Source organism: Chromohalobacter sp. (assembly GCF_039830575.1).
GTDB lineage: Bacteria > Pseudomonadota > Gammaproteobacteria > Pseudomonadales > Halomonadaceae > Chromohalobacter > Chromohalobacter israelensis.
In genome coordinates, this window is sequence record NZ_JBDOOX010000012.1 from 381,335 (window position 1) to 406,239 (window position 24,905).

Genomic DNA, 24,905 nt, shown 5'->3' on the forward strand with positions numbered 1-24,905 from the left:
AGTCCCCTCAGACGATGAGCATGCCATCATTATGGTGCAGTTCCGGCGATTTCTCATGCGCGATGCGGCAATGTCGATCCTGGTGCTGAACGTGCCCAAGGTGGGCCTTCGTGCGTGGAGGAGCCAGGCCGGACAAGGGATCGATCATGGACGGAGAGTCGCGTGCGGGGAGGGCGAAAACCCGCAGGTGCGAGAATGACGGGATGCGATAACGCCTAGACGCGTGAGCTGATCCGGTTGAGCCCCTGGCGGCGTGAGCGGCCATCGGGTTCGTACAGGGTGCTGCCGGCGGCTTCCTTGAGGAAGTTGAGCATGCGCTGATTCTGTTCCATGCGGTTCATGGCCAGCAGGCCGTTGATGCGGTTGAGCTGGCGTGCCTCTTCGCCGATGGTGCGCAGCTGGTGCCAGTTATCCAGACGCTGCGCCTCGGTCGCGGCTCGTTCGGCGCCCTGGCGGCTTTCACCGTGGCCGAGCTCGCGCATGACGTCGCGGCGCTGCGCATCGAGGGTTTCCAGCTCGGCGGCAACCTGGGATTTCGCTTCGGCGAGGCGTTCCAGTTCGGGGCCGTCGATCTCGCCTTGCGTCAAGGACTGACGCTCCTCACGCAGCAAGGTCACGAAGCGCTGCATGGCATCGAGTTGGCGGTCTAGCGTTTCGGCGAGCGACATAATGGTGTCCCGTTCTCATGGTGGTTTGCCCGTGGGGTGTCCCATGGGCAAACAGCGTCGTCTATCCGACGTGCCTGGCGTCGTACCGTGGCATCAGCGCTCCGCGGTATCGCCCAGCAGGTCGCGGACGCTGTCGATCAAGCCGTCGGCGATCTTGCCGGTGTCGAGTTCGAGCTGGCCATCGCTGATGGCCTGGCGAATCTCGGCGACACGGCCGACATCGATATCCTGGCTGGTATCGGCTTCGTTGCTCTGGCTCAGCGTGGTGATGCTTGCCGGGGAACTGGCTTGCGCGGTGTCATCGCCACGGCGTGTGCGCTGGGCGGCGTCCCCTTGCTCACTCTGAGTTGTCTGTGTCGGCGGATGTAGATTGGAGATTTTCAAAATTGAACTCTCTTGCAGCGCGGGCTTAACCCCTGTATCGGCCACACTCGCGGAAACTGTAGGCATTGACCCTATCTTTTTACACTCGGTCTTGAACCTGCCTTTACATGGCTCGGGTCATGACCGTGCCGCCGGCATTATAGCGCGTGCTGGGGAGGCGGTCAGGCGTGGAGATCGAGAATGTCGATCAGTAACGCACCTTGAGCCTTCCCTGCGCATCCACCTCGCCACGAATCACCTGCCCATCGGGCATGCGTGCGCGTATCGCATCGCCCTTGCCGCCATTGTTCAGTGCCTCGCCCTCGCGGGTCACCGAGAAGCCGTCGCCACGGGCGATGAGGGTCACGGCCTCGCCGCGATGCACCAGATACGGCTGACGCAGCCTGTCGCCACGCAAGGCCATGCCCTTGACGAGGCGCTGCATGACGACCTTGCCGATGGCCTGGCTGGGGTCGTCGAGGGCGTTGCGAGGCCGGCGCGAGACGTCGGCGCGTTCCCAGTCGAGCATGTCGGCGCTGAGGCGCTGGCCGCGCTGGATGGCGGTGGCTGCCACCAGGAAGCGCACGCTGGCCGAGACGCGAGCCTGCACATAGCGCACCTGCTGGTCGTTGCTGCAGCGCACACCCACCATGACACGCCCCTGCGGTACGCCGTCGCGAGGCAGGAACGGTTGCGGCGATTGGCATTCGGGTAGTCGCGAGGTGTCACTGTTGATCTCGACGCTGACGTCGTCGCCCAGCGAGGCGGCCTGGCTCAGCAGAAAGCGCTGGGTGGCCTGGGCGATGGGGTCGTCCGGCACGGCAAGCGCCGCGGAGGGCGCCATGGCCATCAGCAAGCCCGTCACCAGCAAGCGTTTCACCTTCATCGGCAAGCCGGGCGCGCGCCCGTTGAGGCGCCGCGCATGGGGAAGTGCCCGAACTGCCTTGCCGAGGAAGCGCTGCATTGCATGAGCCCCTGCCTGAAGTTGAGTGAACGGGAAGTCGCCTGCGTTGACCGGAAGCGAGAATCGAGGCGAATGGTCGATGGCCTGATTCTAGTGGGACGGCACACCGAGCAAAGGTGGAAATGGCGCTCAAATATCGGCTTGTTTAGTCGTTTGCCGTGACGGCGGCGCGGCTATTCTGCATCGTGCACATTTCCCCATGTCTAGCGAAGGGGAACGACACGCGACACGAACGCGATGAGACAGGGACACAGGGCATGATCGACAAGCTTGCAGGCTACCTGGATTACCATCAGGAAGCGCTTGGCCTTCGCCACGAGCGCCAGAAGGTGCTGGCCAACAATATCGCCAATGCCGATACGCCGAATTACAAGGCGCGCGATTTCGATTTCTCGGCGGAGCTGGATCGCGCCATGCAATCCGGCGGCGGTCGGGAAGGCGGCCTGTCGCTCGCCACGACGTCCGCGCGGCACATCCCGGCTCAGGCGCCGGGCGGTGGCGGTGTCCACGATCTCCTGTATCGCGTTCCCGAGCAGCCGAGCCTGGATGGCAACACCGTTGACATGGATCGCGAGCGCGCCGCGTTTGCCGACAACGCGCTGCGCTATCAGGCCAACACCACGATTCTGACGCGCAAGATCCAAGGCATCAAAGGTGCCATGCAGCCGGAAGGCTAAGGAACTGATATGTCCATGTTCAGCATTTTCGATATTTCTTCCTCGGCGATGAGCGCGCAGTCCCAGCGCATGAATGCCACCGCCAGCAACATGGCCAACGCCGACAGTGTGGCCGGGCCCGATGGCGAGCCGTATCGCGCCAAGCACGTGATGTTTCAGGCGCAGTCCCAGGGCGGCAGCGAGCTGGGCGGCGTGCGTGCCACCGAGGTGGTCGAGGACGATGCGCCACCGCGCATGGAGTACCGCCCCGGGCACCCGCTGGCGGATGAAGACGGCTATGTGGCCATGCCCAATGTCGATCCGGTCGACGAAATGGTCGACATGATCGCGGCGTCGCGTTCCTATCAGGCCAACGTCGAGGTCATGAATACCAGCAAGTCACTGATGCAACAGACACTTTCCATCGGACAAGGATAACGGAGAGCGACATGGCCAGCCCCGTCATCGGCAGTAACACGCTTGCCTCGATCAATGGTACGCCCAATGCCAATGCCTCGAACGAGACCCGTACCACGGGTGCGGAGTCGTCCGAGGACCTCAACAACCGCTTCATGACGTTGTTGATCACCCAGATGCAGAACCAGGATCCGACGAAGCCGATGGACAACTCGGACATGACGGCGCAACTGGCTCAGATCAACACGGTCAGCGGCATCCAGGAGCTCAACGACTCGCTGGGTGATATCAACGAACAGATCGATGCCGGCAAGACCTTGCAGGCCTCCTCGTTGATCGGTCAGGGCGTGATGGTGCCGGGCAGCACCGTGCGTGTCGGCGAGACCGAGGACGGTGGCGTCGTGGCCACGCCGCTGGGTGCCGAGCTGGCAACCGGTGCCGACGAACTCGAGATCACCATCACCAATGGCTCCGGCGAGGTCGTCCATCGCAGTGTCGAGGAGAATGTGCCGTCTGGCGTGCAGTCCTTCGATTGGCCGGGCACGGGGCTGGATGGCAATGCCGTGGCCGAGGGGGCCTATAACGTCGAGATGACGGCCAGGGTCGGAGGCGAAGAGGTGTCCGTCACGCCTCTCAACTACGCCTTGGTGCAGGGCGTGACCTCGGGTGACAACGGGCCGACCCTCGACCTGGGCACCTCCGATAGCGTCGCGCTCGAAGACGTGCGCCAGATTCTTTGATCACGATTCGATACCACTATAACGCGGGGAAGGAAAAATGGGCTTTTCACAATCATTGAGCGGGGTCAACGCAGCCTCCTCTCAACTGGACACCATCGGCAACAATATCTCCAACTCGCAGACCGTGGGCTTCAAGAGCTCCTCGGTGCAGTTCGCGGATATCTTCGCCAATAGCCAGGGCCTCGGCACACGTGTCGCGGGCAAGCTTCAGGATTTCGGTACCGGCAGTCTGGAAACCACCGGCCGCGGTCTCGACCTGGCCATCGCCGGGGACGGCTTCTTCCAGTTCACCCAGAACGAACAACTGGCTTACTCGCGCAACGGCCAGCTCAGCATGAGCGCCGACGGCTACTTTGAGAATGCCCAAGGTGCGCGCCTCACCGATCAGCAGGGCGAGCCGCTGCAGGTCACACAGTTCAGCCAGGGGGCCCAGGCGACGGGCACTGATACCGGCGTTCAGGCCGAGTTCAACCTGAACGCTGAAGCCGAGACGATCACGGATGCTTTCGATCAAAACGACAGCGATACGTATAACTACGTGACCAATGCCGGCACTGTCTATGACGCTTTGGGGGTCGGGCACCAGCTTAGCCTTTATTACACCAAGACCGGCGACAACACATGGAATGCTAACGCCGTCATGGAAGGCGAAGTGGTGGGTACCTCCACGGGGATGACGTTCGACTCCAGTAGCGGCGCCCTGACGGGTGGGGGTGTCATTACGGCCAATGCCGACACTGCGACGTTAGGAACAGGCGCCGCACCCATGGATTTTGAGATCAACTTGGAAGACAACACCCAGTATGGGCAAGAATTTGAATTAAGAAGCTTCGCTCAGGACGGGTATACCTCGGGTACCTTCGTGGGTGTGGAAATCACCGAGAACGGTGAAGTCCTGGCCAATTATTCCAACGGCAACAGCGAGGAAGTCGGCACCGTCGGCATGGCCAACTTCCGCAACCCGGAAGGCCTGGAGCCTCAGGGCGACAACCTTTGGGCGGCGACCCAGGAATCCGGCGCGGCCCTGCTGGGGCAGGCAGGCACCGGTCAGCTGGGCAGCCTGCAAACGGGAACGCTGGAGGCCTCCAACGTGGACCTGACTCAGGAACTGGTCGACATGATCATCGCGCAGCGCAATTTCCAGGCCAACAACAACGCCATCCAGACTCAGTCCGACATTCTGGAAACGGTCACCAACTTGCGTTAACGCCTAAGCCGGCCGGCCGCTTCGGCCGGCTTCATTCGTTGTGAGTCGAGCAGGACGATCAGCATGGATCGGATCATTTATACCGCCGGCAGCGGCGCCAGCCAGGCGATGCAGCAGCAGTCGGTGGTCAATCACAATCTTTCCAACGTGTCGACGCCGGGCTTCCGTGCCGAGTTGGACGCCATGCGCGCGGTGCCGGTGCAGGGCGACGGCCGTCTGGCGACACGCACCTCTGTCGCGGCCACTACGCCGGGCACGGATTTCTCGCCGGGTTACATGAACGCCACCGGGCGGCGCCTGGATGTCGCCATGCAGGGCGATGCGTTTCTTGCCATTCAGGATCCGCAAGGCGGCGAGGCCTATACCCGTCGCGGTGACCTGCAGGTCGATGCGGACGGCATGTTGACCGTCAAGGGCGAACCGGTGATGGGCGAGCAAGGGCCGATCGTGGTGCCGCCGGACGCGGAGTTCTCGATTGGCGCCGACGGCTCGATCAGCGTGCTCGAGGCGGGTGCCAATCCCGATGAAATCGCGCCGGTCGGACGGCTGAAGCTGGTCACGCCGGATTTGCAGGCACTGACACGTGGTGATGACGGCTGGTTCCGCCTGCCGCCGGGCGAGGATGCCGAAATTGCGGTGCCGCAGCCCCTGGACGAGGACGCGCGCCTGCAGTCCGGCGTACTGGAAGGCAGCAACGTCAGCGCTACGGATGCCATGGTCGCGATGATCGACGGTGCACGCCGCTACGACATGCAGATGAAGGTGATCGAGAGCGCCGACCAGAACGCGCAGCGCGCCAACAGCTTGCTCTCCGTTCAGGCGTAACGGCGGTTCACGCGTAGCGACGTTCGACGCGTCACGCGCCATCGAATTCTCGGCATCGCCCGCGCGGTGCCCGCACAAAGGTAAGAGTCATGATTAGATCGCTGTGGACGGCCAAGACGGGGCTTGAATCTCAACAGGTCAAGCTCGACGTCATTTCCAACAACCTCTCCAACGTCTCGACCAACGGTTTCAAGCGCTCGCGGCCGGTGTTCGAGGATCTGCTTTACCAGAACGTGCGCCAGCCCGGTGCCCAGGCTTCGGCGGTGGATACGCTGCCTTCCGGCCTGCAGGTGGGCACCGGGGTGCGTCCGGTCGCCACCGAGCGGCTGCACACCCAGGGCGGCCTGCAGAACACCGACAACTCCAAGGACCTGGCCATCAACGGTCAAGGGTTCTTCGCGGTGCAGATGCCCGACGGCACCTCGGCGTACACCCGGGACGGCAGCTTCCAGATCGATGAAAACGGCCAGATGGTCACCGCGGGCGGCTATCCGCTCGATCCGCCCATCGTGATTCCCGAGAACGCGCTGTCGGTCTCGATTTCTCAGGATGGCGTGGTATCCGTGACCCAGCCCGGTGACACGGCGGCGCAGGAAGTCGGTCAGCTGACGCTGTCCAAGTTCATCAATCCCGCTGGCCTGCAGAGCATGGGCGAGAACCTCTATCAGGAAACCGATGCTTCCGGCCCGCGCAACGACCTGATCCCCGGCATGGAAGGGGCGGGGCGCCTGTACCAGGGCTACGTGGAAACCTCCAACGTCAATGTGGTGGAGGAAATGGTCAGCATGATCGAGACCCAGCGTGCCTACGAGATCAACAGCAAGGCGGTGGAGACCTCCGACCAGATGCTGTCGCGCCTGACGCAGCTGTGAGGAGTGGCGTCGTGACGGGAATGGATGTGAAAAGCGGGGTACGCGCGCTATGCCTGCTCCTGATGTTGATCATGAGCGGGTGCGCACAGTTGCCGCATGAGTCGGTGGTCCCCGATACCGGGCCGGTGAGCTATCCCGAGGCACCGCTGCCGCAGCCCAACGGGGCGATCTATCAGGCGCGCTACGGGTATCAGCCGCTCTTTCAGGACCGGCGTCCGCGCCAGATCGGCGACATCATCACGATCACGATCAACGAGGATGTCAGCGCCAGCAAGGATTCCTCGGCCAGCGCCAATCGCGAGGGCAGCATGGGGCTGGATCTGGAGACGATCCCCGACCTGATGAGCTTCCTCGAGGATAACGGTCTGGATGTCTCGGGCGAGAACGACTTCGAGGGCAGCGGTGGCGCGAGCGCCAGCAACACCTTCACGGGGACGCTGACGGCAACCGTGGTCGACATCCTGCCCAATGGCAATCTCAGCATCCGCGGGGAAAAACGCATCGCCATCAACCAGGGCACCGAGTACATCCGCTTCTCGGGCGTGGTCGATCCGCGTTCGGTGACGACGCAGAACACCGTGCCTTCCGGGCAGGTGGCCGATGCGCGCATCGAATACGTGGGTGATGGCTATATCAACGAGGCGCAGCACATGGGTTGGCTCCAGCGTCTCTGGCTGAACATTGCGCCTTTCTGATGAGGATGGGATACGTCATGAGAAGTTTGCTGCGCTGGATGGGCGTGCTGTTGTTGTGTGGCCTGTGTGCCGCTCCCGCGCAGGCCGAACGGATCCGTGATCTGGCGAGCTTCGCGGGAGTTCGCGAGAACCAGCTGGTCGGCTATGGCCTGGTGGTGGGGCTGGACGGCACGGGCGACCAGACCACGCAGACGCCGTTTACGGGCCAGACGTTGATCAACATGCTCTCGCAGTTGGGCGTGAGCATTCCCGAAGGCACCAACATGCAGTTGCGCAACGTGGCCGCGGTCATGGTGACGGCGCAACTGCCGCCTTTTGCCCGCCAGGGGCAGGAAATGGATGTCACCGTTTCCTCGATGGGCAACGCCGACAGTCTGCGTGGCGGTACCCTGCTGATGACGCCGTTGCGCGGGGTGGATGGCAACGTCTATGCGATGGCCCAGGGCAACCTGTTGATCGGCGGGGTCGGTGCCCAGCAGGCCGGCAGCAGCGTACAGGTCAACCACACCGCCGCCGGCCGCATTCCGGGCGGGGCTACCGTCGAGCAGGAAGTGGCCCTGCAACTTGGGCGGGCCGACGGTACCCTGGACCTTTATCTTAACGAGTCCGACTTCACCACGGCGCAGCGCGTGGTCGAGGCCATCAACCGGGACTTCGGTTCTCCCGTGGCGGCTGCCATGGACGGACGCCTGATTCGTCTCAATGCCCCGAACGACAGCAACTCGCGGGTCAACTTCATGGCGCGCATCCAGAACCTGGATGTCACACCCAACCAGGGCCCGGCCAAGGTCATCGTCAATTCGCGCACCGGCTCGGTGGTGCTCAACCGTGAGGTGACGCTGGACCGCGCGGCGGTGGCGCACGGCAATCTCTCGGTGACCATCGACTCCAACCCACAGGTCAGCCAGCCCAACCCGCTGGGCGAGGGCGAGACCGTGGTGGTGCCCGATGCGGACATCTCCATCCAGCAGGAGGGCGGTGCGCTGCAAATGGTCAATACCAGTGCCGATCTCATGGATGTCGTCAACGCGCTCAACGCGCTGGGGGCATCGCCGCAGGATCTGATGTCGATCCTGCAGGCGCTGAAATCGGCCGGTGCCCTGAATGCGGAACTGGAGATCATCTGATGAGCGTCGATGGACTCAGCAATCAGTTTGCCCTCGATGTGCAGTCGTTGTCGCGCCTCAAGCACACGGCGAGCCAGTCGCCGGAGAAGGGCTTGTCCCAGGCGGCGGACCAATTCGAGGCGATCTTTCTGCAGATGATGCTCAAGAGCATGCGCGACGCCATACCGCAGTCGGACCTGCTGAGCAGCAACGAGACCGATACCTATACCTCGATGCTCGACAAGCAGTGGGCGCAGAAGATGGCGGGGCATGTCGGCCTCTCGGACATGCTGGTCGAGCAGCTTCAGGGGCGGGGCCTCGTGGGGCGCGATGAGGAGGTGACGCGCAACGACCTGATCGCGGGGATTCCCCGCGGCACGCCACGTGTCTTGAGCGATCCGATCGTGCCCCACGAGGCCGCCTCCAAGGATTCAGGGCCCGGGGATGACGCCGTGACCTCGGCTTCCGGCGCTTCGTCCTCGAGCGCACCGTCGGAGGTGGCGACGAGTCGCGAGATGTCACCGTCGAGTGCCGATATCGAGGACGCACGAGCGGCGCCGCACGTCGAGGCGTTCCTGTCGCGGCTGCATGAGCCCGCCGAAGCCGCCGCCCGCGAAAGCGGTGTGCCGGCATCGTTGATCCTGGCCCAGGCGGCGCTGGAAACCGGCTGGGGCGAGCGTGAGATTCCCGCGCGCGATGGCGGCAACAGCCACAACCTCTTCGGTATCAAGGCGACCGGTGGCTGGGATGGCGAGGCCACCAGCATCACCACCACCGAATATGTCGACGGTCGTGCCCGCCAACAGGTCGACGAGTTCCGTGTCTACGATTCCTTCGAAGCCGCGTTCAAGGATTACGCCGAGTTGATCGGCGGCAATCCACGTTATGCCGGGGTGGTCACGGCTTCGACGCCGCAGAACGCCGCCCGAGCTCTGCAATCCGGCGGCTATGCCACCGACCCGAACTATGCCGACAAGGTGATCGCCGTCATGGCGCAGATCGACGACCGTCTCGCCAGCGGGCCGGCCCTGGCCAGCACTGCCGAGGTCAGCGAGTCGCGAGGTGGCGCGCCGACACGCAACGGTTCGTCGGATCCCTATGATGTATCGCGGATGCCCACGGGAATTTTTTGACGTCATGGCGTTTTTCGCTCAAGTCGTGCGTGACGCTGCCGATAGATTCCATAGTCATCATTTGTCGTGCCGAGCATGCCCCTGGTAATGCCCGGCGCCCCTAGCCAGGAATAGGTGCCATGAGCATTTTCTCGATCGGCCTGAGTGGCCTGAGCGCGGCCCAATCAGCGTTGTCGACGACCAGTAACAACCTGAGCAACGTGTATACCGAAGGGTATAACCGTCAGTTGACGATCCTGGGAGAAAGCTACAGCAACGGCTCGACGGGCACGGGGGTGTCGGTCGACGAAGTGCAGCGCCAGTTCAACAGTTACGTCACCGAGCAGTACAACGACGCCAACAGCCAGAAAAGCGCGCTGGAGAGTTATCAGAGCCAGGTCTCGCAGATCGACGATCTGCTCGCCGACAGCGACGCCGGGCTCGCGCCGCTGGTGCAGGACTTCTTCTCCAGCCTCGACGATCTCACCGGTGCGGCATCCGACCCGGCGGCCCGCCAGGGCGTGCTGGGCTCGGCATCGTCCATGGCGGCACAGTTCCGTTCCTTCGACTCCTATCTCGGCGACATGCGCAGCAGCCTCAATGGCCAGCTCGAAAGCACGGTGACGGATATCAACAACACCGCCACCCAGATCGCCAAGCTCAACGATCAGATCACCCAGGCGCGGGCCAAGTCCGGCGAGGAACCCAACTCGCTGCTCGACAAGCGCGACAAGCTGGTGTCCGACCTCAATGAGCTGGTGGGTGCGGACCTGAATATCCAGGATGGCGACACCTACAACATCAATCTGGAAAACGGCCAGCCGCTGGTCTCGGGCACCCAGAGCTACGACCTCGAGGCGGTGGAGTCCAACGAGGATCCGTCGCGCACCGTGATCGCCTATCGGGATGCGGCGGGCAACGTCAACCAGATCGATGACAGTGCCTTCGAGAACGGCGAACTGGGTGGTCTGCTGTCGTTTCGCAGCGAAACGCTGGACAGCGTGCAGAACCAGCTCGGCCGCATGACGGTAGTACTCGGCTCGGAGTTCAACGCCGTGCACGAGAACGGTGTCGACCTCAATGGCGACGCCGGCGAGGCCTTTTTCGAGATCGGTTCGCCGCGGGTCATGAGCAACAGTCAGAACGACGGCGACGGTGCCATCAGCGCCGAGTACAGCGACGTGAATCAGCTGACCTCGAGCGATTATCGAATCACCTACACGGGTGGCGAGTACCAGGCCGAGCGTCTCTCGGATGGCGACACGACGACCCTGACGCCGGACGGTAGTGGTGATGTCGATCTTGACGGCATGACCTTGAATATTTCCGGTACCGCCCAGGAAGGCGACACCTTCATGCTGCAGCCCACGCGTACGGCCTCGCAGGGTTTCGAGGTGGCGATCACCGAGGGGGCGGAAATCGCCGCGGCGAGCAGCGGGGGCGGTAGCGGCAACAACGAGAATGCGCTGGATCTGCTCGACCTGCAGAGCGAGAAGATGGTCGGCGGAACCTCTTCGATCAGCGATGCCTACGCATCGCTGGTCAATGAAGTCGGTAACACCACCAACATCACCCAGGTCAATCTGGATGCGCAGTCGGGGCTGACCGAACAGCTGCGCGAGTATCAGCAGTCCGAATCGGGCGTCAACCTGGACGAGGAATACGCCAACCTGGTCCGTTACCAGCAGTATTACCAGGCCAATGCGCGCGTCATCGACGTGGGCTCCCAGGTGCTCGATTCGGTCCTGCAGTTGCGCTGATGAATGCGTTGATGTCGCCGCACGGGCGACGCCGTGATGTTTAGACAATACGACGCTGGGCGACACAGCGTGGTGACGAGGTAAGCGAAGATGCGTATCAGCACCGTAACGATGTACGAGCAGGGCGTTTCGGCAATGAATCGCCAGCAGCAGAACTTCATGGACGTCGGCCAGCAGATCGCGTCCGGCAAGCGGGTGGTGAACCCGTCCGACGACCCCCGTGCCGCCGCACGGGCGGTGAGCGTGTCGCAGTCGCTGGCAGTCAATGCGCAGCAGGAAAGCAGCCGGGTGACGGCACGCAATTCGTTGAGCCAGGAAGAGAGCGTCCTCAACAGTGTCAGCGATGCCATCGGCTCGGCCAAGTCCCTGGTCGTGCAGGCCGGTAACGGCACTCTGAGCGATGCCGATCGCGAATCGCTGGCGTCCGATCTCGAGGGCGCGTTCGAGACGCTGGTGGGGCTTGCCAATACCACCGACGGCAACGGTACTTACCTGTTCAGCGGCTATCAGGACAACGCCAAGGCCTTCTCGCGTACCGATGCGGGCGATGCTGTCGACACCATCTCGTATGAAGGCGATCAGGGCGTCAAGCAGCAGAAGATCGATGCCGAACGCCTCATGAAGACCAGCGATACCGGCACCGATGTATTCATGCGCTTCTCGGCGGGCAGCGAATATATCGCCGAAGCCGATGAGGGCAATACGGGAAACGTGACCTTTTCCGGCCCTGACGTTCGCGATGCCGATGCCGCCGGTTACGGCGAGACCTTCGACATCAGTTTCAACGGCGATGGTACCTATGACATTTCAAGCTCCGGGGCGGGGTTTGCCGACCAGACGAACGTTGCCTACACCGACGGCGAGACCATCGAGTTCGGTGGCATGGCGTTGACGCTGGAGGGCGAGCCGGCGGCCGGTGACTCGTTTACCGTCACGCCGGGAGGCGACATGAGTCAGGAGCAGGCCAGCCTGTTCAAGACCATCGGCGATACCATCAATGCCCTGCGTCAGCCCGTCGAGACCGATGCCGATCAAGCCGCGCTGGATAACACGCTGTCCACCGCGAGCCGCAAGCTGGATGCCTCGCTGGACAACGTGCTGACCACGCGGGCCTCGGTGGGTGCGCGGATGAACGAACTGGACGCGCTGGACGACGTTGGCGGCAACCGCGAAATCGCCTACGAACAGACGCGCTCCGATCTCGTCGATCTGGATTACAACACGGCGATTTCCGACTACATGCTGAGCCAGGTCGGGCTGCAGGCATCGCAGAAATCCTTCGCCGACATTCAGCAGATGTCGCTGTTCCAGTTCCTCAACTGAGCCTGCCATCTCCGAATGCGTCGGGTTTGAATCGGGGCGCGACGTTCAGGCAGAGAAAACGCCACTCCCTTGGGACGTGGCGTTTTCTTTCATAGGCGGTGCGTGGGGGCAATGGCGGGTCATGCGTGCATTGCATGCCCTCTAGCCACCGCCCAGGCGCTGGACCACCTCCTGCATGGTACTGAAGCTGTTGCTGAACAGGATCTCGAGGAAGCGCAGCAGGTCCGGCATGAGCGTCATCAGCAGCACCACGCCGGTGGTCAGGGTCATGGGGAAGCCGATCGAGAAGATCGACAGCTGCGGCGAGGCGCGGTTGAGCACGCCGAGCGTCAGGTTGATGATCAACAACGAGACGATCAGAGGCAGGGCCATCAACACGCCGGAGGTGAATATCTCGCCGCCCCAGCGAGCAATGACCTCGCCCGCGCTTCCGTCGACTCTCGGCCCGCCGACGGGGAGCGTCTGGAAGGAATTGGCGAGTATCTCCAGGGCGATCAAGTGCCCGTTGAGGGCCAGGAACATCAATAGCGTGATCATCTGGAAGATGCGCGACAGCACCATGCTGTTGCCGACGCCCGGCGTGAAGAAGGTGGCGAAGGCAAGCCCCATCTGCAGTCCGATGAACTCGCCGGCGGCTTGCACCACGGCGATGGTGACGCGCAAGACCATGCCCAGCGCAATGCCGATCAGCATCTCCTGGATGAGTATGCCCAGGCCGCCGATCGAGACGATGGGCGTATCGGGCATGGGAGGCAGGGCGGGGCCGATGGCGAAGGCCATCAGGGCGCCCAGCAGCACGGACGCCTGGCGCGGCACGCCGTGCTGATTCCAGATCGGCGATGCCGCCAGGAACGCCAGGATGCGCACGAACGGCCAGAAGAACAGCGTGAGCCATTCATGCAGCTGCGCGAACGTCACCTGTACCATGTGGCGTCAGCTGACCATCGAGGGCAGGTTGAGGAACAGCTCCCGCGTGAAGTCGACGATGGTCTGGATCAGCCAGGGGCCTGCGACGACCAGGGCGCCGAACACCCCCAGGATCTTGGGAATGAACGTCAGCGTCATCTCGTTGATCTGGGTCGCGGCCTGGAACAGGCTGACCAGCAGGCCGATCAACAGCGCCGTCATGAGTAGGGGGCCTGCCAGCATCAGGGTGACCTTCATGCCCTGGTACGCCAACCCCATGACCATCTCGGGTGTCATGGCGGAATCTCCTCGCGTCGTTCTCGTGCAGGTGGCCGGCACACGGCCGCCCGCCGTTTACATGTAGAAGCTTTCGGCCAGGGAGCCGATCAATAACTGCCAGCCGTCGACGAGCACGAACAGCATCAGCTTGAAGGGCAGCGAGATGGTCGCGGGCGGCACCATCATCATCCCCAGTGCCATCAGGACACTGGCCACCACGAGATCGATGATCAAGAAGGGGATGAAGATGCTGAACCCGATCTGGAATGCCGTCTTCAGCTCGCTGGTCAAAAAGGCCGGTATCAGCAGACGCATCGGGACGTCTTCGGGGCCTTGCATTTCATCGGCGTCGGCCATGCGCGCGAAGAGCGCCAGATCGGTTTCACGGGTCTGGCCGAACATGAACTCCCGGAACGGCTGACTGCCCTGTTCCAGGGCTTGTTCGAGGCTGATCCGCTCCTCGGAGAAGGGCACCCAGGCCTGCTCGTGCACGCGATCCAGTACCGGCGACATGATGAAGAAGGTCATGAAGAGCGCCAGGCCGAGGAGCACCTGATTGGGCGGCGTCGATTGGGTACCGATCGCGGTGCGCAACAGGCTGAGCACGATGATGATGCGCGTAAAGCAGGTCATGCCCAGCAGCAGCGCCGGCAGGAAGGCCAGCGAGCTGAGAAACAGCAGCGTCTGCAGGCTCAGCGACCATTGCTGGCCGCCATCGCCGGTGGGCTCGCTGACGATGCCGGAAATTTCCTGCCCCCACCCGAAGGCCGGCCAGGCCAGCAGCAATACGGCGAGTCCGCAACGCAGCATGACAGCGACGTTCATCGGTCGGCTTCCTTGTCCGGTGCGTTTTCGTCCCGGGAGCGCTGGCTGCGTGACGCGGCATCCTCGGTGGCGGATGGCCGGCCTCCGATATTCTGGGCCAGCGCCTGGCGAAAGCGTTGCGCGAAGCTGCCGGTCAGCGGGGCCGGCGACGGTTGCGTCGCTGCCGTATCGTCTTCGGCGGCCGGCATGTCCTTGAGCAGCGAGACTTGGCCACCGCCTACGCCGAGGACCAGCCAGCGGCCCTCGATTTCGACGATGGTCACGCGCTCGCGCTGGCCAATGGCGGTGTTGGCCACGACCTTGACATGACGGGACGCCCGCAGGCGTCCCGGCGTGAGGCGGCGCAGCAGCCATGCGCAGAAGACGATGATGGCGACGACCAGCAGCAAGGAGAGCGCGGTCTTGCCGATCCAGGCGGCGCCCATCACGGTGTCGCCGCTACCGTCGAGTGATACGGCCGCTTCGCGGGCGCTATCGGCGACACTCATTTGTTCAGCTTTTTGACGCGTTCCGACGGGGTGATGATTTCCGTGATGCGGATGCCGTACTTGTCATCCACGACCACGACTTCCCCTTGCGCGATCAGGTAGCCATTGATGAGGATGTCCATGGGCTCGCCGGCGAGGCCATCCAGCTCGATCACGGACCCCTGGGCGAGCTCGAGAAGCTGCTTGATGGTGATCTTGGTCCGGCCCAGCTCCACGCTGAGCTTGACCGGGATGTCCATGATCAGGTCGAGATCGCGGGGCGTGGTAGACGAGGCGCCCTCGTCGAGCGGCTTGAACACCTCGTGATCGGCGTTTTGCGCCTGGGACTTGTCCGGCGCGGGATCGCTCGCCTCGGCGTTGGCTTCGTCCTCGGTGGCCTGCTGCTCGGCCATCGCGGCGGCCCACAGGTCCTCTTCCGCGTCGTCGGAGGTCTCATCGTTGCCTTCCTCGGCCTGCTGCTGCGCCATGGCCTCGGCCCACTCGTCCTCGGTGCCTTTCTTGTCTGGGTTTTGGGGGTCAGTCATCTTTCGGATCCTTCGCTGCAACTTGGCTCGAGCCGTGTTCGATGAGGTGCCTGACGCGCAAGGCGCGCTGGGATTTCTGGCTGCCGTAGTCGCACGTCATCACGGGTATGCCGTCGACACTGACATTCACTGCCTCGGGTAGCTCGATGGGAATGATGTCGCCCACCGACAGTTGGGTCACATCCCGCAGGCGCAGCGGGATATCGACGAAGTCGGCGGTCAACTCCACGGACGAGTGGCGGATTTCATGCGCCATGCGCGCTTCCCACTGCTGCTCCTCGTCGGGATGCGTGTCGTGCAGCGGGCTGGCGAGAATGTCGCGAATCGGCTCGATCATCGAGTAGGGAATGCAGATGTTGAACTCGCTCGAGAGATTGCCGACCTCCACGTGGAAGGTACTGTTGACGACGATCTCGTTCGGCGAGTTGGTGATGTTGGCGAACTTCACCTGCAGTTCCGAACGCGTGTACTCGATGTCCAGTGGATAGACCGATTTCCACGATTCGCTGTAGCCTTCCAGCGCCATCTTGAGCATGCGATGGATGATGCGCTGTTCGGTTCGCGTGAACTCGCGTCCCTCGGACTTGGTCAGGAAGCGGCCGTCACCGCCGAACAGGTTGTCGACCACCATGAACACCAGGCTCGGCGGAAAGACCACCAGCGCCGAGCCGCGCAGGGGTTTCATGGTGATCAAGTTGAGATTGGTGGGGACCGGCAGGTTCCGCGAAAATTCGCTATAGCTCTGATAACGGACGCTTTCCACCGTGATGTCGGCACTGCGCCGCATCAGGTTGAAAAGCGCGACCCGGAACTGGCGCGCGAAACGTTCGTTGATGATGTCCAGCGCATGAAGCCGCTCGCGAATGATGCGATGCTGCTTGGCGGGGTCGAACGGACGCACTTTCCCCTCGCGCGAGGCCCGTTCGTCCTGCGCGTTATCCTCGTCACCGCTGACGCCCTTGAGAAGGGCGTCGATCTCTTCCTGCGAGAGCAGATCGTCTTGGGACATATCGTCTTATTGCACAATGAATTCGGAGAATAGCACGCCGGTGACGTCCAGAGACGGCTGCGGCTCGGTCAGCGGTTCATCGAACATCGCCAGTATCTGGTTGGCGAGGCGCTGCTTGCCCTCGGGCTTGATGAGCGTGTCGGCCTGCTGGCCGGAAAGCAGCATCAGCAAACGACTGCGGACCTCCGGCATGTATTCCTCGAGAAAGGCCCGAGTGGTTTCGTCGCCGACTTTCAGCGACAGGCCGACATACAGCAGGCGATCGCTGTATTCGTCGCTTTGCAGATTGATCGTGAACGGCTCGATCTTGACGAAAATGGGCGCGGGCGCCTCTTTGGGCTCGGTGGTTTCTTCATTTGCCGACGCCTGCTGGCGCGAGTCCATGAAGAGGTAGACCCCGATGGAGCTACCCACCGAGAACAATACGATGAGAAGCCCCAGTAACCAGAGGGACTTGCTGCGCTTGTCAGTTGCCGATTGAGACTTGGCCATCGTTTCTGTCATTCGCTTCGACGTAAATGAGTGGGACCGAGTATGGCGATGTTGGCCGCCATTCGATTGCTCGAATAGGAAGCTTCACGCACGCCACTTCGGGCTTTGTCGAAGCGCCCGCTGGCGGACGCCTCTCATCGGGTTATCGGCAGACACGCTCAGGCATAAAGGTTGATGCCCGACGACGTGACGTAATGCAGCGATGTCTCGGTCAGGCTGGGCATCTCGGCGCCGGTGTCACTGCCTGCCAGTGCCTGGCCGGGCGTGCCCTCGCGTGAGGGCTGGCCCGGCTGTCCATCGGACTGCTGCTGAAACTGGTCCTGCTCGCCGACCGAGGTTTCACCCAGGGCGATGCCGCTGTCGGCCAGGGCCTCGCGCAATTGCGGGATGGCCGCTTCCAGGGCATGACGCACGGCCCCGTGGGCAGAGAAGAACTGGAGATTCGCCTGCTGCTGGTCGCCCATCTTGAGCGAGACGCTCATCGGTCCGAGTTCGGCCGGATGGAGGCGCAACTCGACCTGCTGGTCGCCGCGTTGTGCCATGCGCACGACCTGCTGACCCAGCGCTTGTCCCCATTCGTTCATGCCGACCTGTGGCGTCAAGGTGGCGGTCGGGGTGGCGCTTGCCGCACTGCCGGCGGCGTTGGCGGCGCTGCCCGTCATGCCGGAAGGCGAGGTGGCGTTCCCCAGTCCGGTCAGCAAGGCGTTGTCGGGGCTGCTCCGATCGCCCCCCTGGGTGGCGAGCAGGTCACCACGCTGTGCATTGGCGGCGGACTGCGCCTGTTGCACCAGGTTGGCACCGAAGACGGCCGAGGGCGTGAGCTGATTGCTGCCCTGCAGCTGAGAGGCCGACTGGTTGGCTTGCCCCTGGGCGCCTTGCAGCAACTGGGTCAGGGATTGGCTGGCCTGACTGTCACCGGAGGCGGCATTGGCAAGACGCGCCATGAGATCCTGACGGGATGAGGCATCGCCGTTGCCTCCCTGGCCCGCTTGCTGGATGAGCAGCATGCGTTGCTGGATGTCGCTCAATGACAGCGCACTCTGAGTGGTGCTGGTCGGCTGTTGCGTGGCAGAGGAGGTGACACTGGCCGTGTTCTGGGCACTCGACGAGGAGAGCTGCGAGACGAGCAGGGCGGCAAGCGCCTCATTGTCGAGTGCGTCGCTATCCGACAGGGCATCACCGAGCGCTTCGCTCTGTGAAGCCAGTCGTTCGACAAGTGCGTCGAGCTCGCCCGCGTCGCCGCTGGCCAGCCACTCGTCGAGCAGCTTGGCGCCGTCGTCGCTTTGCAAGAGGGCGTTCACCGTCGCCAGCAGGTCGCTGCCATCCTTCTTGGAGGCGCTCCCGGCCAGTTCGCGTACAGCGCCTTCTTGACTGGCATCGCCGGCACCACGGGCCTTGCCGAGCAGACTGGCAAATGGCGAGGCGTTGTCGTCGGCGCTCTTGCCGCCGCGCTGACTTCCCGCGCTGCCGGACGTGGTGGCGGAGGCTTGGTTACCGCCTTGAAGGGTGTTGAGCAGGGCAATATCCATGTGCATGCCTCGTCAAAAGCGGGTAGTGGAAGCGGACGAATCGGTCGTCGTGACATCGAGGCCACGATCGTTCGCTTGGCGGCGTGTCATGCGCGCCGACATTTCGTCGAAGAGTTGCTGCTCGCGCCGCGCCGCACGTTGTTGCTCGGCGTTGTCACGGCGCGTGATCAGCGTGTCGTAGGTGTTGAGCTTGCGACGCTCACCCTGCCATGCCTGCTGTTGGCGGTCGAGGTGGCGCTGCTGATCGTTGACGGCCTGGCGCTGACCGGCGATCGCCTGGTCGAGCGAGGCCAGAAACTGTTGATAGTTGTGCCAGTTGGCCGGCTCGATGCCCTGCTGCATGCTGTTTTCCAGACGCTGGCGATATTCGTGCCGATAGGTCAGCAACTGATCCAGGCGCTGCTGGGCTTCCTGCAGCTTGCGCCGTGAATGCCCCAGCGATTGCGCGGCCTGGTCGCAGGTATCCTGCGCAAGATCCTTGAGTGTGGTCAGCGGGGAGCGTGCGTTCATGAGACCTCCTTACCGCAATGCAGGGTGAATGGCATCAGCGCGTCTCCGGAAACAGCGAGGCCAGGGCGTCGAGCGTCGAGTCGACATCGGCGCGCTCGTCGATCCCTTGCTGAAGAAAGGCCTCGAGACGCGGGTACAGCGCGACGGCGCGGTCGAGCTGCGGGTCGTGGCCGGCAGCATAGGCGCCGACGCTGATCAAGTCGCGGTTGCGTTGATAACGCGAGAACAACTGCTTGAAGCGTTGTGCGCGGCGCTGGTGATCGCCTTCGACGATGGCCGTCATGGCGCGGCTGATCGACGCCTCGATGTCGATGGCGGGGTAGTGCCCGCTTTCGGCCAGCTGGCGCGACAGGACGACGTGCCCGTCGAGAATCGCCCGTGCGGCATCGGCGATCGGGTCCTGCTGGTCGTCGCCCTCGGTCAGCACGGTATAGAACGCCGTGATCGAACCGCCGCCGGGCCGGCCGTTGCCCGCGCGCTCGACGAGACCGGGCAGACGCGCGAAGACCGACGGCGGATAGCCCTTGGTGGCCGGGGGCTCGCCCACGGCGAGGGCGATTTCACGCATGGCCATGGCATAGCGGGTCAGCGAGTCCATGATCAGCAGGACGTTGCGGCCCTCGTCGCGGAACCCTTCGGCGATGCGCGTGGCGTAGGAGGCCCCCTGCAAGCGCTGCAAGGGGGATACGTCGGCCGGGGCGGCGACGACCACGGCGCGCTCGCGGCCCTCGGGGCCGAGGATGTTTTCGATGAAGTCCTTGACCTCGCGACCACGCTCGCCGATCAGGCCGACCACGATCACGTCGGCCTGGGTGTAGCGCGACATCATGCCCAGCAACACGCTCTTGCCCACGCCCGAGCCGGCGAACAGGCCCATGCGCTGGCCGCGCCCGACGCTCAACAGGCCGTTGATGGCGCGAATGCCGACATCGATGACGTTGTCGATCGGCGCGCGATCCAGCGGGTTGATGGGGGCGGTGGAGAGCGGGGCGTGGGACGCGTGATCGAGTGCGCCCTTGCCGTCCAGCGGGCGACCGTTGCCATCCAGCACGCGTCCCAGGAGTGCGTCGCCCAGCGGGAAACGGCGCGCGCTGGCGGCATCCTGGCGGTTATTGCCCAGCGTCAGCACGCGCGCCCCGGGAACCAGGCCGTGGGTGTCGCCCAGCGGCATCAGGAACAGGCGGTCGCCGGCGAAGCCCACGACTTCGGCTTCGGCATAGCCGACATGCCCGTGCTGGGCCAGCTCGACCAGACAGGCGCTGCCCAGGGGCAGGCGCAGACCGGTGGCCTCGAGCACCAGGCCGGTGGCACGCACGATCTTGCCGTGGGGGCGTCGGGATTCGAGCCCCTCGATGCGCTCCGAGACCTTGCCCAGGGCGCGCTGCCATTGAGCAGTGTGAGAGGTCTCGTCGGGCATGTCGGCAAGCGGCGTCTCAGTCATCCGACGTCTCCTGGGGTTGGCTGACATGGCGCTTGCGGCGCTGATCGAGGGCCGCCTGCCAGCGCGTTTCGAGCGTGGCATCGAGACCGCCGGTGGCGCTTTCCGCCCGGCAGCCGCCGCGCTGAAGGTCGGCGTCTTCGTGCAGGGTCCAGCCGGCGGCTTCGAGCTCGTTGCCCACGTGCTCGGTCACCAGGACCAGGTCCTCGGGATGCAGCCACAGCTGGGTGGGACCATTCAGCACCGGCTCTTCGTGGAGCAACTGGCGCACTAGGGTAACGACCTGCTCAGGCGTTGCGGTCAGTGCCTCGCCGGCGAGATGCCGGCCGGTGAGCATGGCCAGCTCGACGAGCTGATCGGCGAGCATGGTGTCCAGGGCGTCCAGCGAGGCGCGGAAGTCCTCGGCCAGTCGTCCCAGCGGCGCCAGGGCCGCGTCGAGCTGTCGACGCGCTTCTTGCTCGCCGGCCTCGCGTCCTTCCTGCAACCCTTGTTCGTAGCCGGCTTGACGTCCTTCCTCGTAGCCGGCTGCGTAGCCTTCCTGATGCGCGCTTTCCCGCGTCTTGCGACGCAATGCTTCGCGTTCCTCGGCGAGACGCTGACGCTGCTGACGACGGCGCTGCTCGAAGAGTCGCGCGCTGTCGATCTTGCCGCCGGTTGTGGCGTCTTCGCGCGGCAGTTCGTCCATGCGCCAGGGGCGCCAGCGCTGTTCGTCGGGCGTATGGATGACGGCATCGGATAGCGGCTTGTCAGACATAACTGTCGTCGCCTCCGCTCAGCACGATCTCGCCGTTGTCGGCAAGGCGGCGAACGATCTGGAGAACCGCTTTCTGCTCGGCCTCCACCTGCGACACGCGTACCGGGCCGCGGGCTTCGAGATCTTCCCGCAGCAGGGTGGCCGCACGTTGCGACATGTTCTGGGTGATCTTGTCGACCAGGGCTTCCTGCGCCCCCTTGAGGGCCACCACCAGCGAGTTGGTATCGACCTCCTTGAGGATGAGCTGGATGCCGCGATCGTCGATGTCGAGGATGTTCTCGAACAGGAACATCTCGTCGATGATGCGCTGGGCCAGATCGTCGTTGTGGGCACGAACGGCGTCGATGACCAGCTCTTCCTGGGACGAGTTCATCAGGTTGAGGATCTCGGCCGCGGTTCTCACGCCGCCCATCTTGCTGCGCTTGACGTTCTGGCCGTCGAGCATGCTGCCGAGCACCTCGGTGAGCTCCTGCAGGGCGGCGGGCTGTACGCCGCTGAAGGTGGCGATGCGCAGCACGACGTCGTTGCGCAGCTTCTCGTCCAGCTGCTCGAGCACGTCGGCGGCCAGATTGCGGTCGAGATGGATGACGATGGTAGCGATGATCTGCGGATGCTCGTCGCGAATCAGCTCGGCCACGGTCGTGCTTTCCATCAGGTTCAGCGCGTCGATGCCCGAGGCGGAGCCCGTGGTCTCGAGGATGTCCTCGATCAGGCTGTTGGCACGCTCGCTGCCCAGTGCCTTGGTGAGCACGGTGCGGATGTGCTCGCTGCTGTGCAGGTTGACCGCCGAGAACTGTTCCATTTCGTCGTGGAATTCGTTCAAGGCCTCTTCCATCTCTTCGTGCGAGATCTGGCTCAGCGAGGCCATCTCCAGGCTGATTTCCTGGACCTCCTTGTTGCTGAGGTACTTGAACACCTCGGCGGCGCTGTCCTCGTCCAGCGAGAGCAGCAGAATTGCGCTACGGCGGGCGCCACTCATCTTACTCATGGGAACTCATCCAGCCTCTGACGATCATGGCGACGAGACGCGGGTCTTCCTGGGCAATCTCGCGTACGTCACGGAGGTTTTGTTCATAACTGGCCGAGCGGCGCTCGCGGCGCTTCTGTGGCGGTGCCGGCGGTTCTTCCTCGGCACCGGTGCCCTCGGCCGCGGTGGCGGCGTAGGCCTCGGCGCCCCCGGCGGCCCCCGCCGGCGCGGCCGTGGCCGGCGTGAAGGCGGGGCGCTCGGTCTGGCGTTGAATCAGCGGACGCAGCACCTTGAACCACAGGAACAGGGCGACGAGACCGATCAGCAGGTATTGCCCCAGCGTGGTCGCCAGCGACCAGAGCAGGGGAGACTCCCACCATGCGGGCTCGGGTCGCTGCTCGGACGTGTCGTCGAAGGGAGAGTTGACGACTTCGAGCTGGTCGCCGCGCGCCTGCGAGAAGCCGATGGCCTGCTGAGCGAGACTGCGGATATTGGCGATTTCCTGGTCGCTCAGCGGGACCCGCGTCGGGTTGCCGTCCTCGTCCACGCCGTCACGGTAATTGACCACGATGGCGGCATTGAGGCGCTCGATGGTGCCGGTCTCGTGCTGAATGTGCTCGACGGTACGGTCGACCTCGTAATTGATGGTGTTATCGCGGCTGGTCCGCCCCAGGGTCGCGTTTTCCTGGGTCGTGGCTTCGCCGTCTTCGTCCTGGTTGCCGTCGTCTTGTGCGTCTTCGCCTTCGCCGTCGCCCGCGTCGTCCTCCTGGGGAGCGTTGATGGGCGAGGCGGCCGTCCCCGGTGGCTGGTTGCTCAGCGCGCCGGGGATGCCCATGGCGAGGTCACCGTCGCCGCTGTAGCTGAGGCTCGTCTGCTCGCTGCGTACCGCGGCTTCGTTGGGCGGCTGATTGGGGCCGTACGTTTCACTGGTGCCTTCGCGCTCGGAGAAGTCCAGTTGCGCGGACACCTCGGCCTTGACGTTGCGCGCCCCGAGAATGGGGGCGAGGATCGACTCGATGCGTTCTGCATAATTGCGCTCGACGCGGGCGACGTAGTCGAGCTGCGAGCCATTGAGCGCCTCGTTGCCATCGCTGGCGGGGGACAGCAGACGTCCCGTCTGGTCGACCACGGCGACGTCGCTGATGGCCAGCTCGGAGACGCTGCTCGAGACCATGTGCATGATGGCCTGTACCTGGCCTTCGCCGAGGACACGGCCGCGCTGCAGGTCGAGCATCACCGAGGCGCTGGCCGGTTCGCTTTCGCGCACGAAGACCGAGGGCTTGGCCATGGCGAGATGGACGCGGGCCTTGGAGACGGGGCCCAGGTCCTCGATGGTGCGCGCGAGCTCGCCTTCGAGGGCGCGCTGGTAGTTGACGTGTTCGGTGAACTGGCTGATGCCGAAGGATTGCTCGTCCATCAGTTCATAGCCGACACCGGAGGCTTCCGGCAGGCCCTGCTCGGCGAGCTGGAGACGCAGCTTGTTCACCTGATCGGCGGGCACCAGAAGCGCCTGCCCGTTCTCGCTGAACTCGTAGGGCACGCCCATGCTGTCGAGCTCGGAGACGATCTTGCCGCCATCGGCGTCGGTGAGCGTGGAATAGAGGACGCGGTATTCGGGGGCGCGCGCCCACATCAGCAGGGCGGCGATGATCGCCACGCTCGCCGCGGCGGCGATGATCAGCGGGACACGCGGGTTGCCGCGCAACCGGTCGACGAGCGACGGTGCGGCGGCGTTGCCCTGACGCTGCCCGGACGTACCTTGATTGGCCTCGGTCGAGGAGGATGCTGCTGTGCTCATGTCATCCTCCGGCAGCGCCGGGGTAGGCACGGAAACGTTCCAGCGGCAAGCATGGGGGTGTCCAACTCCAGAATTCTGCGCATCGTTTGGCGTCTCGTCACGGTCGGTTGGCTCCGATACGAGGCGTATGTGTGATGACCGCTATTATGTGGAGCTAAGAAAACCCTAAAGGGAGGAAAAGCCGATATTTTAGGTGCCAATTGCAGATATGGCGTTTGCCGCATTGCTGATAGGGTTCAGTCAACGTATCCCAGAGCTGTGTCGACCAGCGGAGGACAGTCATGAGTGCACCGGCCCTTTCCCAGGCGCTTCAACAAATGCAGAGCCTGGCCAGCCAGGCGGGGCAAACGTCGGGTAGTCAAGTCAACACGGCGGTGGGCAGCGGCGGTTTCACCGGCGAGCTGCACAGTGCCATTTCGCGTATCAATCGCCTGCAGCAGAGCGCCAATGCCCAGGCCGAGGCCTTCGAGGCCGGCGCGCCGGGCGTGGAGCTCAACGACGTGATGGTCGACATGCAGAAGGCCAGCGTGGCGTTCGAAATGGGCAAGCAGGTCCGCAACCGTCTGGTGACGGCCTATAAAGACGTCATGAACATGCAGGTGTGATGGCGGCGGTTCTTTCCTTCCCGCCGGCGTCGTCCTTCCAGCCTTCCCGCCGCTCGCCGCGATCCGCGGCGTC

General features: G+C 63.8%; 28 protein-coding genes. 12 read left to right on the forward strand and 16 right to left on the reverse strand.

Features of this window, described 5'->3' with window-relative positions:
* Positions 1-215: 215 nt before the first annotated feature.
* The 3 genes from flgN to flgA form a co-directional block, all read right to left on the reverse strand.
* Positions 216-668, reverse strand: coding sequence for a flagellar export chaperone FlgN (gene flgN, locus ABGX75_RS11650; RefSeq protein WP_347411399.1), 453 nt, complete (start codon positions 666-668; stop codon positions 216-218).
* Positions 669-761: 93 nt separating this feature from the next.
* Positions 762-1,052: a flagellar biosynthesis anti-sigma factor FlgM gene (gene flgM / locus ABGX75_RS11655; protein WP_035409833.1), complete on the reverse strand. Its 291-nt coding sequence runs from the start codon at positions 1,050-1,052 to the stop codon at positions 762-764.
* 187 nt (positions 1,053-1,239) lie between these two features.
* Positions 1,240-1,995, reverse strand: coding sequence for a flagellar basal body P-ring formation chaperone FlgA (gene flgA / locus ABGX75_RS11660; RefSeq protein WP_347411400.1), 756 nt, complete (start codon positions 1,993-1,995; stop codon positions 1,240-1,242).
* 257 nt (positions 1,996-2,252) lie between these two features.
* Here flgA and flgB point away from each other — a divergent pair, with 257 nt between their 5' ends.
* From flgB to flgL, 11 genes are all read left to right on the forward strand, one after another.
* Positions 2,253-2,672 carry a flagellar basal body rod protein FlgB gene (flgB, locus tag ABGX75_RS11665; RefSeq protein WP_011507276.1) on the forward strand — a complete coding sequence of 140 codons (420 nt, stop codon included), beginning with the start codon at positions 2,253-2,255 and terminating at the stop codon, positions 2,670-2,672.
* A 9-nt stretch (positions 2,673-2,681) separates the two neighbouring features.
* A complete protein-coding gene (gene flgC, locus ABGX75_RS11670; RefSeq protein WP_011507275.1) occupies positions 2,682-3,089 on the forward strand; it encodes a flagellar basal body rod protein FlgC in 408 nt (135 codons plus the stop codon).
* 11 nt (positions 3,090-3,100) lie between these two features.
* On the forward strand, positions 3,101-3,808 hold the full coding sequence (locus ABGX75_RS11675) for a flagellar hook assembly protein FlgD (protein ID WP_347411401.1): 708 nt from the start codon (positions 3,101-3,103) through the stop codon (positions 3,806-3,808).
* A 37-nt stretch (positions 3,809-3,845) separates the two neighbouring features.
* Positions 3,846-5,015 (forward strand): flagellar hook protein FlgE, encoded by a 1,170-nt coding sequence (locus tag ABGX75_RS11680; RefSeq protein ID WP_347411402.1) that lies wholly within the window; start codon positions 3,846-3,848, stop codon positions 5,013-5,015.
* Positions 5,016-5,078: 63 nt separating this feature from the next.
* A complete protein-coding gene (locus ABGX75_RS11685; RefSeq protein ID WP_347411403.1) occupies positions 5,079-5,840 on the forward strand; it encodes a flagellar basal body rod protein FlgF in 762 nt (253 codons plus the stop codon).
* A gap of 89 nt (positions 5,841-5,929) precedes the next feature.
* Entirely contained in the window at positions 5,930-6,712 is a 783-nt protein-coding gene (flgG, locus tag ABGX75_RS11690; RefSeq protein ID WP_011507271.1) for a flagellar basal-body rod protein FlgG, read from the forward strand.
* Between the two features lie 20 nt (positions 6,713-6,732).
* Positions 6,733-7,407, forward strand: a complete 675-nt coding sequence (locus ABGX75_RS11695) for a flagellar basal body L-ring protein FlgH (protein WP_011507270.1) — start codon at positions 6,733-6,735, stop codon at positions 7,405-7,407.
* Between the two features lie 17 nt (positions 7,408-7,424).
* A complete protein-coding gene (locus ABGX75_RS11700; protein ID WP_347411404.1) occupies positions 7,425-8,534 on the forward strand; it encodes a flagellar basal body P-ring protein FlgI in 1,110 nt (369 codons plus the stop codon).
* Entirely contained in the window at positions 8,534-9,646 is a 1,113-nt protein-coding gene (gene flgJ / locus ABGX75_RS11705) for a flagellar assembly peptidoglycan hydrolase FlgJ (RefSeq protein WP_035409822.1), read from the forward strand. Before ABGX75_RS11700 ends, flgJ begins: the two co-directional genes overlap by 1 nt.
* Before the next feature lie 119 nt (positions 9,647-9,765).
* The gene (gene flgK, locus ABGX75_RS11710; RefSeq protein ID WP_011507267.1) at positions 9,766-11,385 is read left to right on the forward strand and encodes a flagellar hook-associated protein FlgK; all 1,620 of its coding nucleotides are present in this window, start codon (positions 9,766-9,768) and stop codon (positions 11,383-11,385) included.
* Positions 11,386-11,475: 90 nt separating this feature from the next.
* Entirely contained in the window at positions 11,476-12,708 is a 1,233-nt protein-coding gene (gene flgL / locus ABGX75_RS11715) for a flagellar hook-associated protein FlgL (protein WP_011507266.1), read from the forward strand.
* A 141-nt stretch (positions 12,709-12,849) separates the two neighbouring features.
* Here flgL and fliR read toward each other — a convergent pair whose 3' ends face one another.
* The 13 genes from fliR to fliF form a co-directional block, all read right to left on the reverse strand.
* Positions 12,850-13,635 carry a flagellar biosynthetic protein FliR gene (gene fliR / locus ABGX75_RS11720; RefSeq protein ID WP_128690784.1) on the reverse strand — a complete coding sequence of 262 codons (786 nt, stop codon included), beginning with the start codon at positions 13,633-13,635 and terminating at the stop codon, positions 12,850-12,852.
* Positions 13,636-13,641: 6 nt separating this feature from the next.
* Positions 13,642-13,911, reverse strand: coding sequence for a flagellar biosynthesis protein FliQ (gene fliQ / locus ABGX75_RS11725; RefSeq protein WP_011507264.1), 270 nt, complete (start codon positions 13,909-13,911; stop codon positions 13,642-13,644).
* A 57-nt stretch (positions 13,912-13,968) separates the two neighbouring features.
* On the reverse strand, positions 13,969-14,703 hold the full coding sequence (fliP, locus tag ABGX75_RS11730; RefSeq protein WP_110061424.1) for a flagellar type III secretion system pore protein FliP: 735 nt from the start codon (positions 14,701-14,703) through the stop codon (positions 13,969-13,971).
* Positions 14,704-14,714: 11 nt separating this feature from the next.
* A complete protein-coding gene (gene fliO / locus ABGX75_RS11735) occupies positions 14,715-15,206 on the reverse strand; it encodes a flagellar biosynthetic protein FliO (protein WP_084075522.1) in 492 nt (163 codons plus the stop codon).
* On the reverse strand, positions 15,203-15,730 hold the full coding sequence (gene fliN, locus ABGX75_RS11740) for a flagellar motor switch protein FliN (protein ID WP_011507261.1): 528 nt from the start codon (positions 15,728-15,730) through the stop codon (positions 15,203-15,205). The genes fliO and fliN overlap by 4 nt, the downstream gene beginning before the upstream one ends.
* Complete coding sequence (gene fliM, locus ABGX75_RS11745; RefSeq protein ID WP_011507260.1) at positions 15,723-16,739, reverse strand: flagellar motor switch protein FliM; 1,017 nt, start codon at positions 16,737-16,739, stop codon at positions 15,723-15,725. The genes fliN and fliM overlap by 8 nt, the downstream gene beginning before the upstream one ends.
* Before the next feature lie 6 nt (positions 16,740-16,745).
* Entirely contained in the window at positions 16,746-17,231 is a 486-nt protein-coding gene (fliL, locus tag ABGX75_RS11750) for a flagellar basal body-associated protein FliL (RefSeq protein WP_043558338.1), read from the reverse strand.
* Positions 17,232-17,389: 158 nt separating this feature from the next.
* The gene (locus ABGX75_RS11755) at positions 17,390-18,760 is read right to left on the reverse strand and encodes a flagellar hook-length control protein FliK (RefSeq protein WP_347411405.1); all 1,371 of its coding nucleotides are present in this window, start codon (positions 18,758-18,760) and stop codon (positions 17,390-17,392) included.
* Positions 18,761-18,772: 12 nt separating this feature from the next.
* Positions 18,773-19,270 (reverse strand): flagellar export protein FliJ, encoded by a 498-nt coding sequence (gene fliJ / locus ABGX75_RS11760; RefSeq protein WP_011507257.1) that lies wholly within the window; start codon positions 19,268-19,270, stop codon positions 18,773-18,775.
* Between the two features lie 34 nt (positions 19,271-19,304).
* Positions 19,305-20,711, reverse strand: coding sequence for a flagellar protein export ATPase FliI (gene fliI, locus ABGX75_RS11765; protein WP_011507256.1), 1,407 nt, complete (start codon positions 20,709-20,711; stop codon positions 19,305-19,307).
* Positions 20,704-21,462, reverse strand: coding sequence for a flagellar assembly protein FliH (locus ABGX75_RS11770; RefSeq protein ID WP_347411406.1), 759 nt, complete (start codon positions 21,460-21,462; stop codon positions 20,704-20,706). The genes fliI and ABGX75_RS11770 overlap by 8 nt, the downstream gene beginning before the upstream one ends.
* Positions 21,455-22,450 carry a flagellar motor switch protein FliG gene (gene fliG / locus ABGX75_RS11775; RefSeq protein ID WP_011507254.1) on the reverse strand — a complete coding sequence of 332 codons (996 nt, stop codon included), beginning with the start codon at positions 22,448-22,450 and terminating at the stop codon, positions 21,455-21,457. The genes ABGX75_RS11770 and fliG overlap by 8 nt, the downstream gene beginning before the upstream one ends.
* The gene (fliF, locus tag ABGX75_RS11780) at positions 22,443-24,227 is read right to left on the reverse strand and encodes a flagellar basal-body MS-ring/collar protein FliF (protein WP_011507253.1); all 1,785 of its coding nucleotides are present in this window, start codon (positions 24,225-24,227) and stop codon (positions 22,443-22,445) included. The genes fliG and fliF overlap by 8 nt, the downstream gene beginning before the upstream one ends.
* Before the next feature lie 281 nt (positions 24,228-24,508).
* Between fliF and fliE the strand changes: the two genes are divergently transcribed.
* Positions 24,509-24,832 (forward strand): flagellar hook-basal body complex protein FliE, encoded by a 324-nt coding sequence (fliE, locus tag ABGX75_RS11785; protein ID WP_011507252.1) that lies wholly within the window; start codon positions 24,509-24,511, stop codon positions 24,830-24,832.
* Positions 24,833-24,905 lie beyond the last annotated feature (73 nt).

What these genes read in the sequence shown, in the direction of transcription:
- ABGX75_RS11770 (WP_347411406.1), bottom strand. Translation starts at nt 21,462, where the DNA reads ATGTCTGACAAGCCGCTATCCGATGCCGTCATCCATACGCCCGACGAA.
- ABGX75_RS11695 (WP_011507270.1), top strand. Translation starts at nt 6,733, where the DNA reads ATGGATGTGAAAAGCGGGGTACGCGCGCTATGCCTGCTCCTGATGTTG.
- ABGX75_RS11680 (WP_347411402.1), top strand. Translation starts at nt 3,846, where the DNA reads ATGGGCTTTTCACAATCATTGAGCGGGGTCAACGCAGCCTCCTCTCAA.
- fliP (WP_110061424.1), bottom strand. Translation starts at nt 14,703, where the DNA reads ATGCTGCGTTGCGGACTCGCCGTATTGCTGCTGGCCTGGCCGGCCTTC.
- fliI (WP_011507256.1), bottom strand. Translation starts at nt 20,711, where the DNA reads ATGACTGAGACGCCGCTTGCCGACATGCCCGACGAGACCTCTCACACT.
- fliF (WP_011507253.1), bottom strand. Translation starts at nt 24,227, where the DNA reads ATGAGCACAGCAGCATCCTCCTCGACCGAGGCCAATCAAGGTACGTCC.
- flgA (WP_347411400.1), bottom strand. Translation starts at nt 1,995, where the DNA reads ATGCAGCGCTTCCTCGGCAAGGCAGTTCGGGCACTTCCCCATGCGCGG.
- flgJ (WP_035409822.1), top strand. Translation starts at nt 8,534, where the DNA reads ATGAGCGTCGATGGACTCAGCAATCAGTTTGCCCTCGATGTGCAGTCG.
- fliR (WP_128690784.1), bottom strand. Translation starts at nt 13,635, where the DNA reads ATGGTACAGGTGACGTTCGCGCAGCTGCATGAATGGCTCACGCTGTTC.
- fliM (WP_011507260.1), bottom strand. Translation starts at nt 16,739, where the DNA reads ATGTCCCAAGACGATCTGCTCTCGCAGGAAGAGATCGACGCCCTTCTC.
- fliN (WP_011507261.1), bottom strand. Translation starts at nt 15,730, where the DNA reads ATGACTGACCCCCAAAACCCAGACAAGAAAGGCACCGAGGACGAGTGG.
- ABGX75_RS11675 (WP_347411401.1), top strand. Translation starts at nt 3,101, where the DNA reads ATGGCCAGCCCCGTCATCGGCAGTAACACGCTTGCCTCGATCAATGGT.
- flgN (WP_347411399.1), bottom strand. Translation starts at nt 668, where the DNA reads ATGTCGCTCGCCGAAACGCTAGACCGCCAACTCGATGCCATGCAGCGC.
- flgG (WP_011507271.1), top strand. Translation starts at nt 5,930, where the DNA reads ATGATTAGATCGCTGTGGACGGCCAAGACGGGGCTTGAATCTCAACAG.
- ABGX75_RS11685 (WP_347411403.1), top strand. Translation starts at nt 5,079, where the DNA reads ATGGATCGGATCATTTATACCGCCGGCAGCGGCGCCAGCCAGGCGATG.
- fliJ (WP_011507257.1), bottom strand. Translation starts at nt 19,270, where the DNA reads ATGAACGCACGCTCCCCGCTGACCACACTCAAGGATCTTGCGCAGGAT.
- flgK (WP_011507267.1), top strand. Translation starts at nt 9,766, where the DNA reads ATGAGCATTTTCTCGATCGGCCTGAGTGGCCTGAGCGCGGCCCAATCA.
- fliE (WP_011507252.1), top strand. Translation starts at nt 24,509, where the DNA reads ATGAGTGCACCGGCCCTTTCCCAGGCGCTTCAACAAATGCAGAGCCTG.
- flgC (WP_011507275.1), top strand. Translation starts at nt 2,682, where the DNA reads ATGTCCATGTTCAGCATTTTCGATATTTCTTCCTCGGCGATGAGCGCG.
- fliL (WP_043558338.1), bottom strand. Translation starts at nt 17,231, where the DNA reads ATGGCCAAGTCTCAATCGGCAACTGACAAGCGCAGCAAGTCCCTCTGG.
- fliO (WP_084075522.1), bottom strand. Translation starts at nt 15,206, where the DNA reads ATGAGTGTCGCCGATAGCGCCCGCGAAGCGGCCGTATCACTCGACGGT.
- fliG (WP_011507254.1), bottom strand. Translation starts at nt 22,450, where the DNA reads ATGAGTAAGATGAGTGGCGCCCGCCGTAGCGCAATTCTGCTGCTCTCG.
- ABGX75_RS11700 (WP_347411404.1), top strand. Translation starts at nt 7,425, where the DNA reads ATGAGAAGTTTGCTGCGCTGGATGGGCGTGCTGTTGTTGTGTGGCCTG.
- flgL (WP_011507266.1), top strand. Translation starts at nt 11,476, where the DNA reads ATGCGTATCAGCACCGTAACGATGTACGAGCAGGGCGTTTCGGCAATG.
- flgB (WP_011507276.1), top strand. Translation starts at nt 2,253, where the DNA reads ATGATCGACAAGCTTGCAGGCTACCTGGATTACCATCAGGAAGCGCTT.
- fliQ (WP_011507264.1), bottom strand. Translation starts at nt 13,911, where the DNA reads ATGACACCCGAGATGGTCATGGGGTTGGCGTACCAGGGCATGAAGGTC.
- ABGX75_RS11755 (WP_347411405.1), bottom strand. Translation starts at nt 18,760, where the DNA reads ATGGATATTGCCCTGCTCAACACCCTTCAAGGCGGTAACCAAGCCTCC.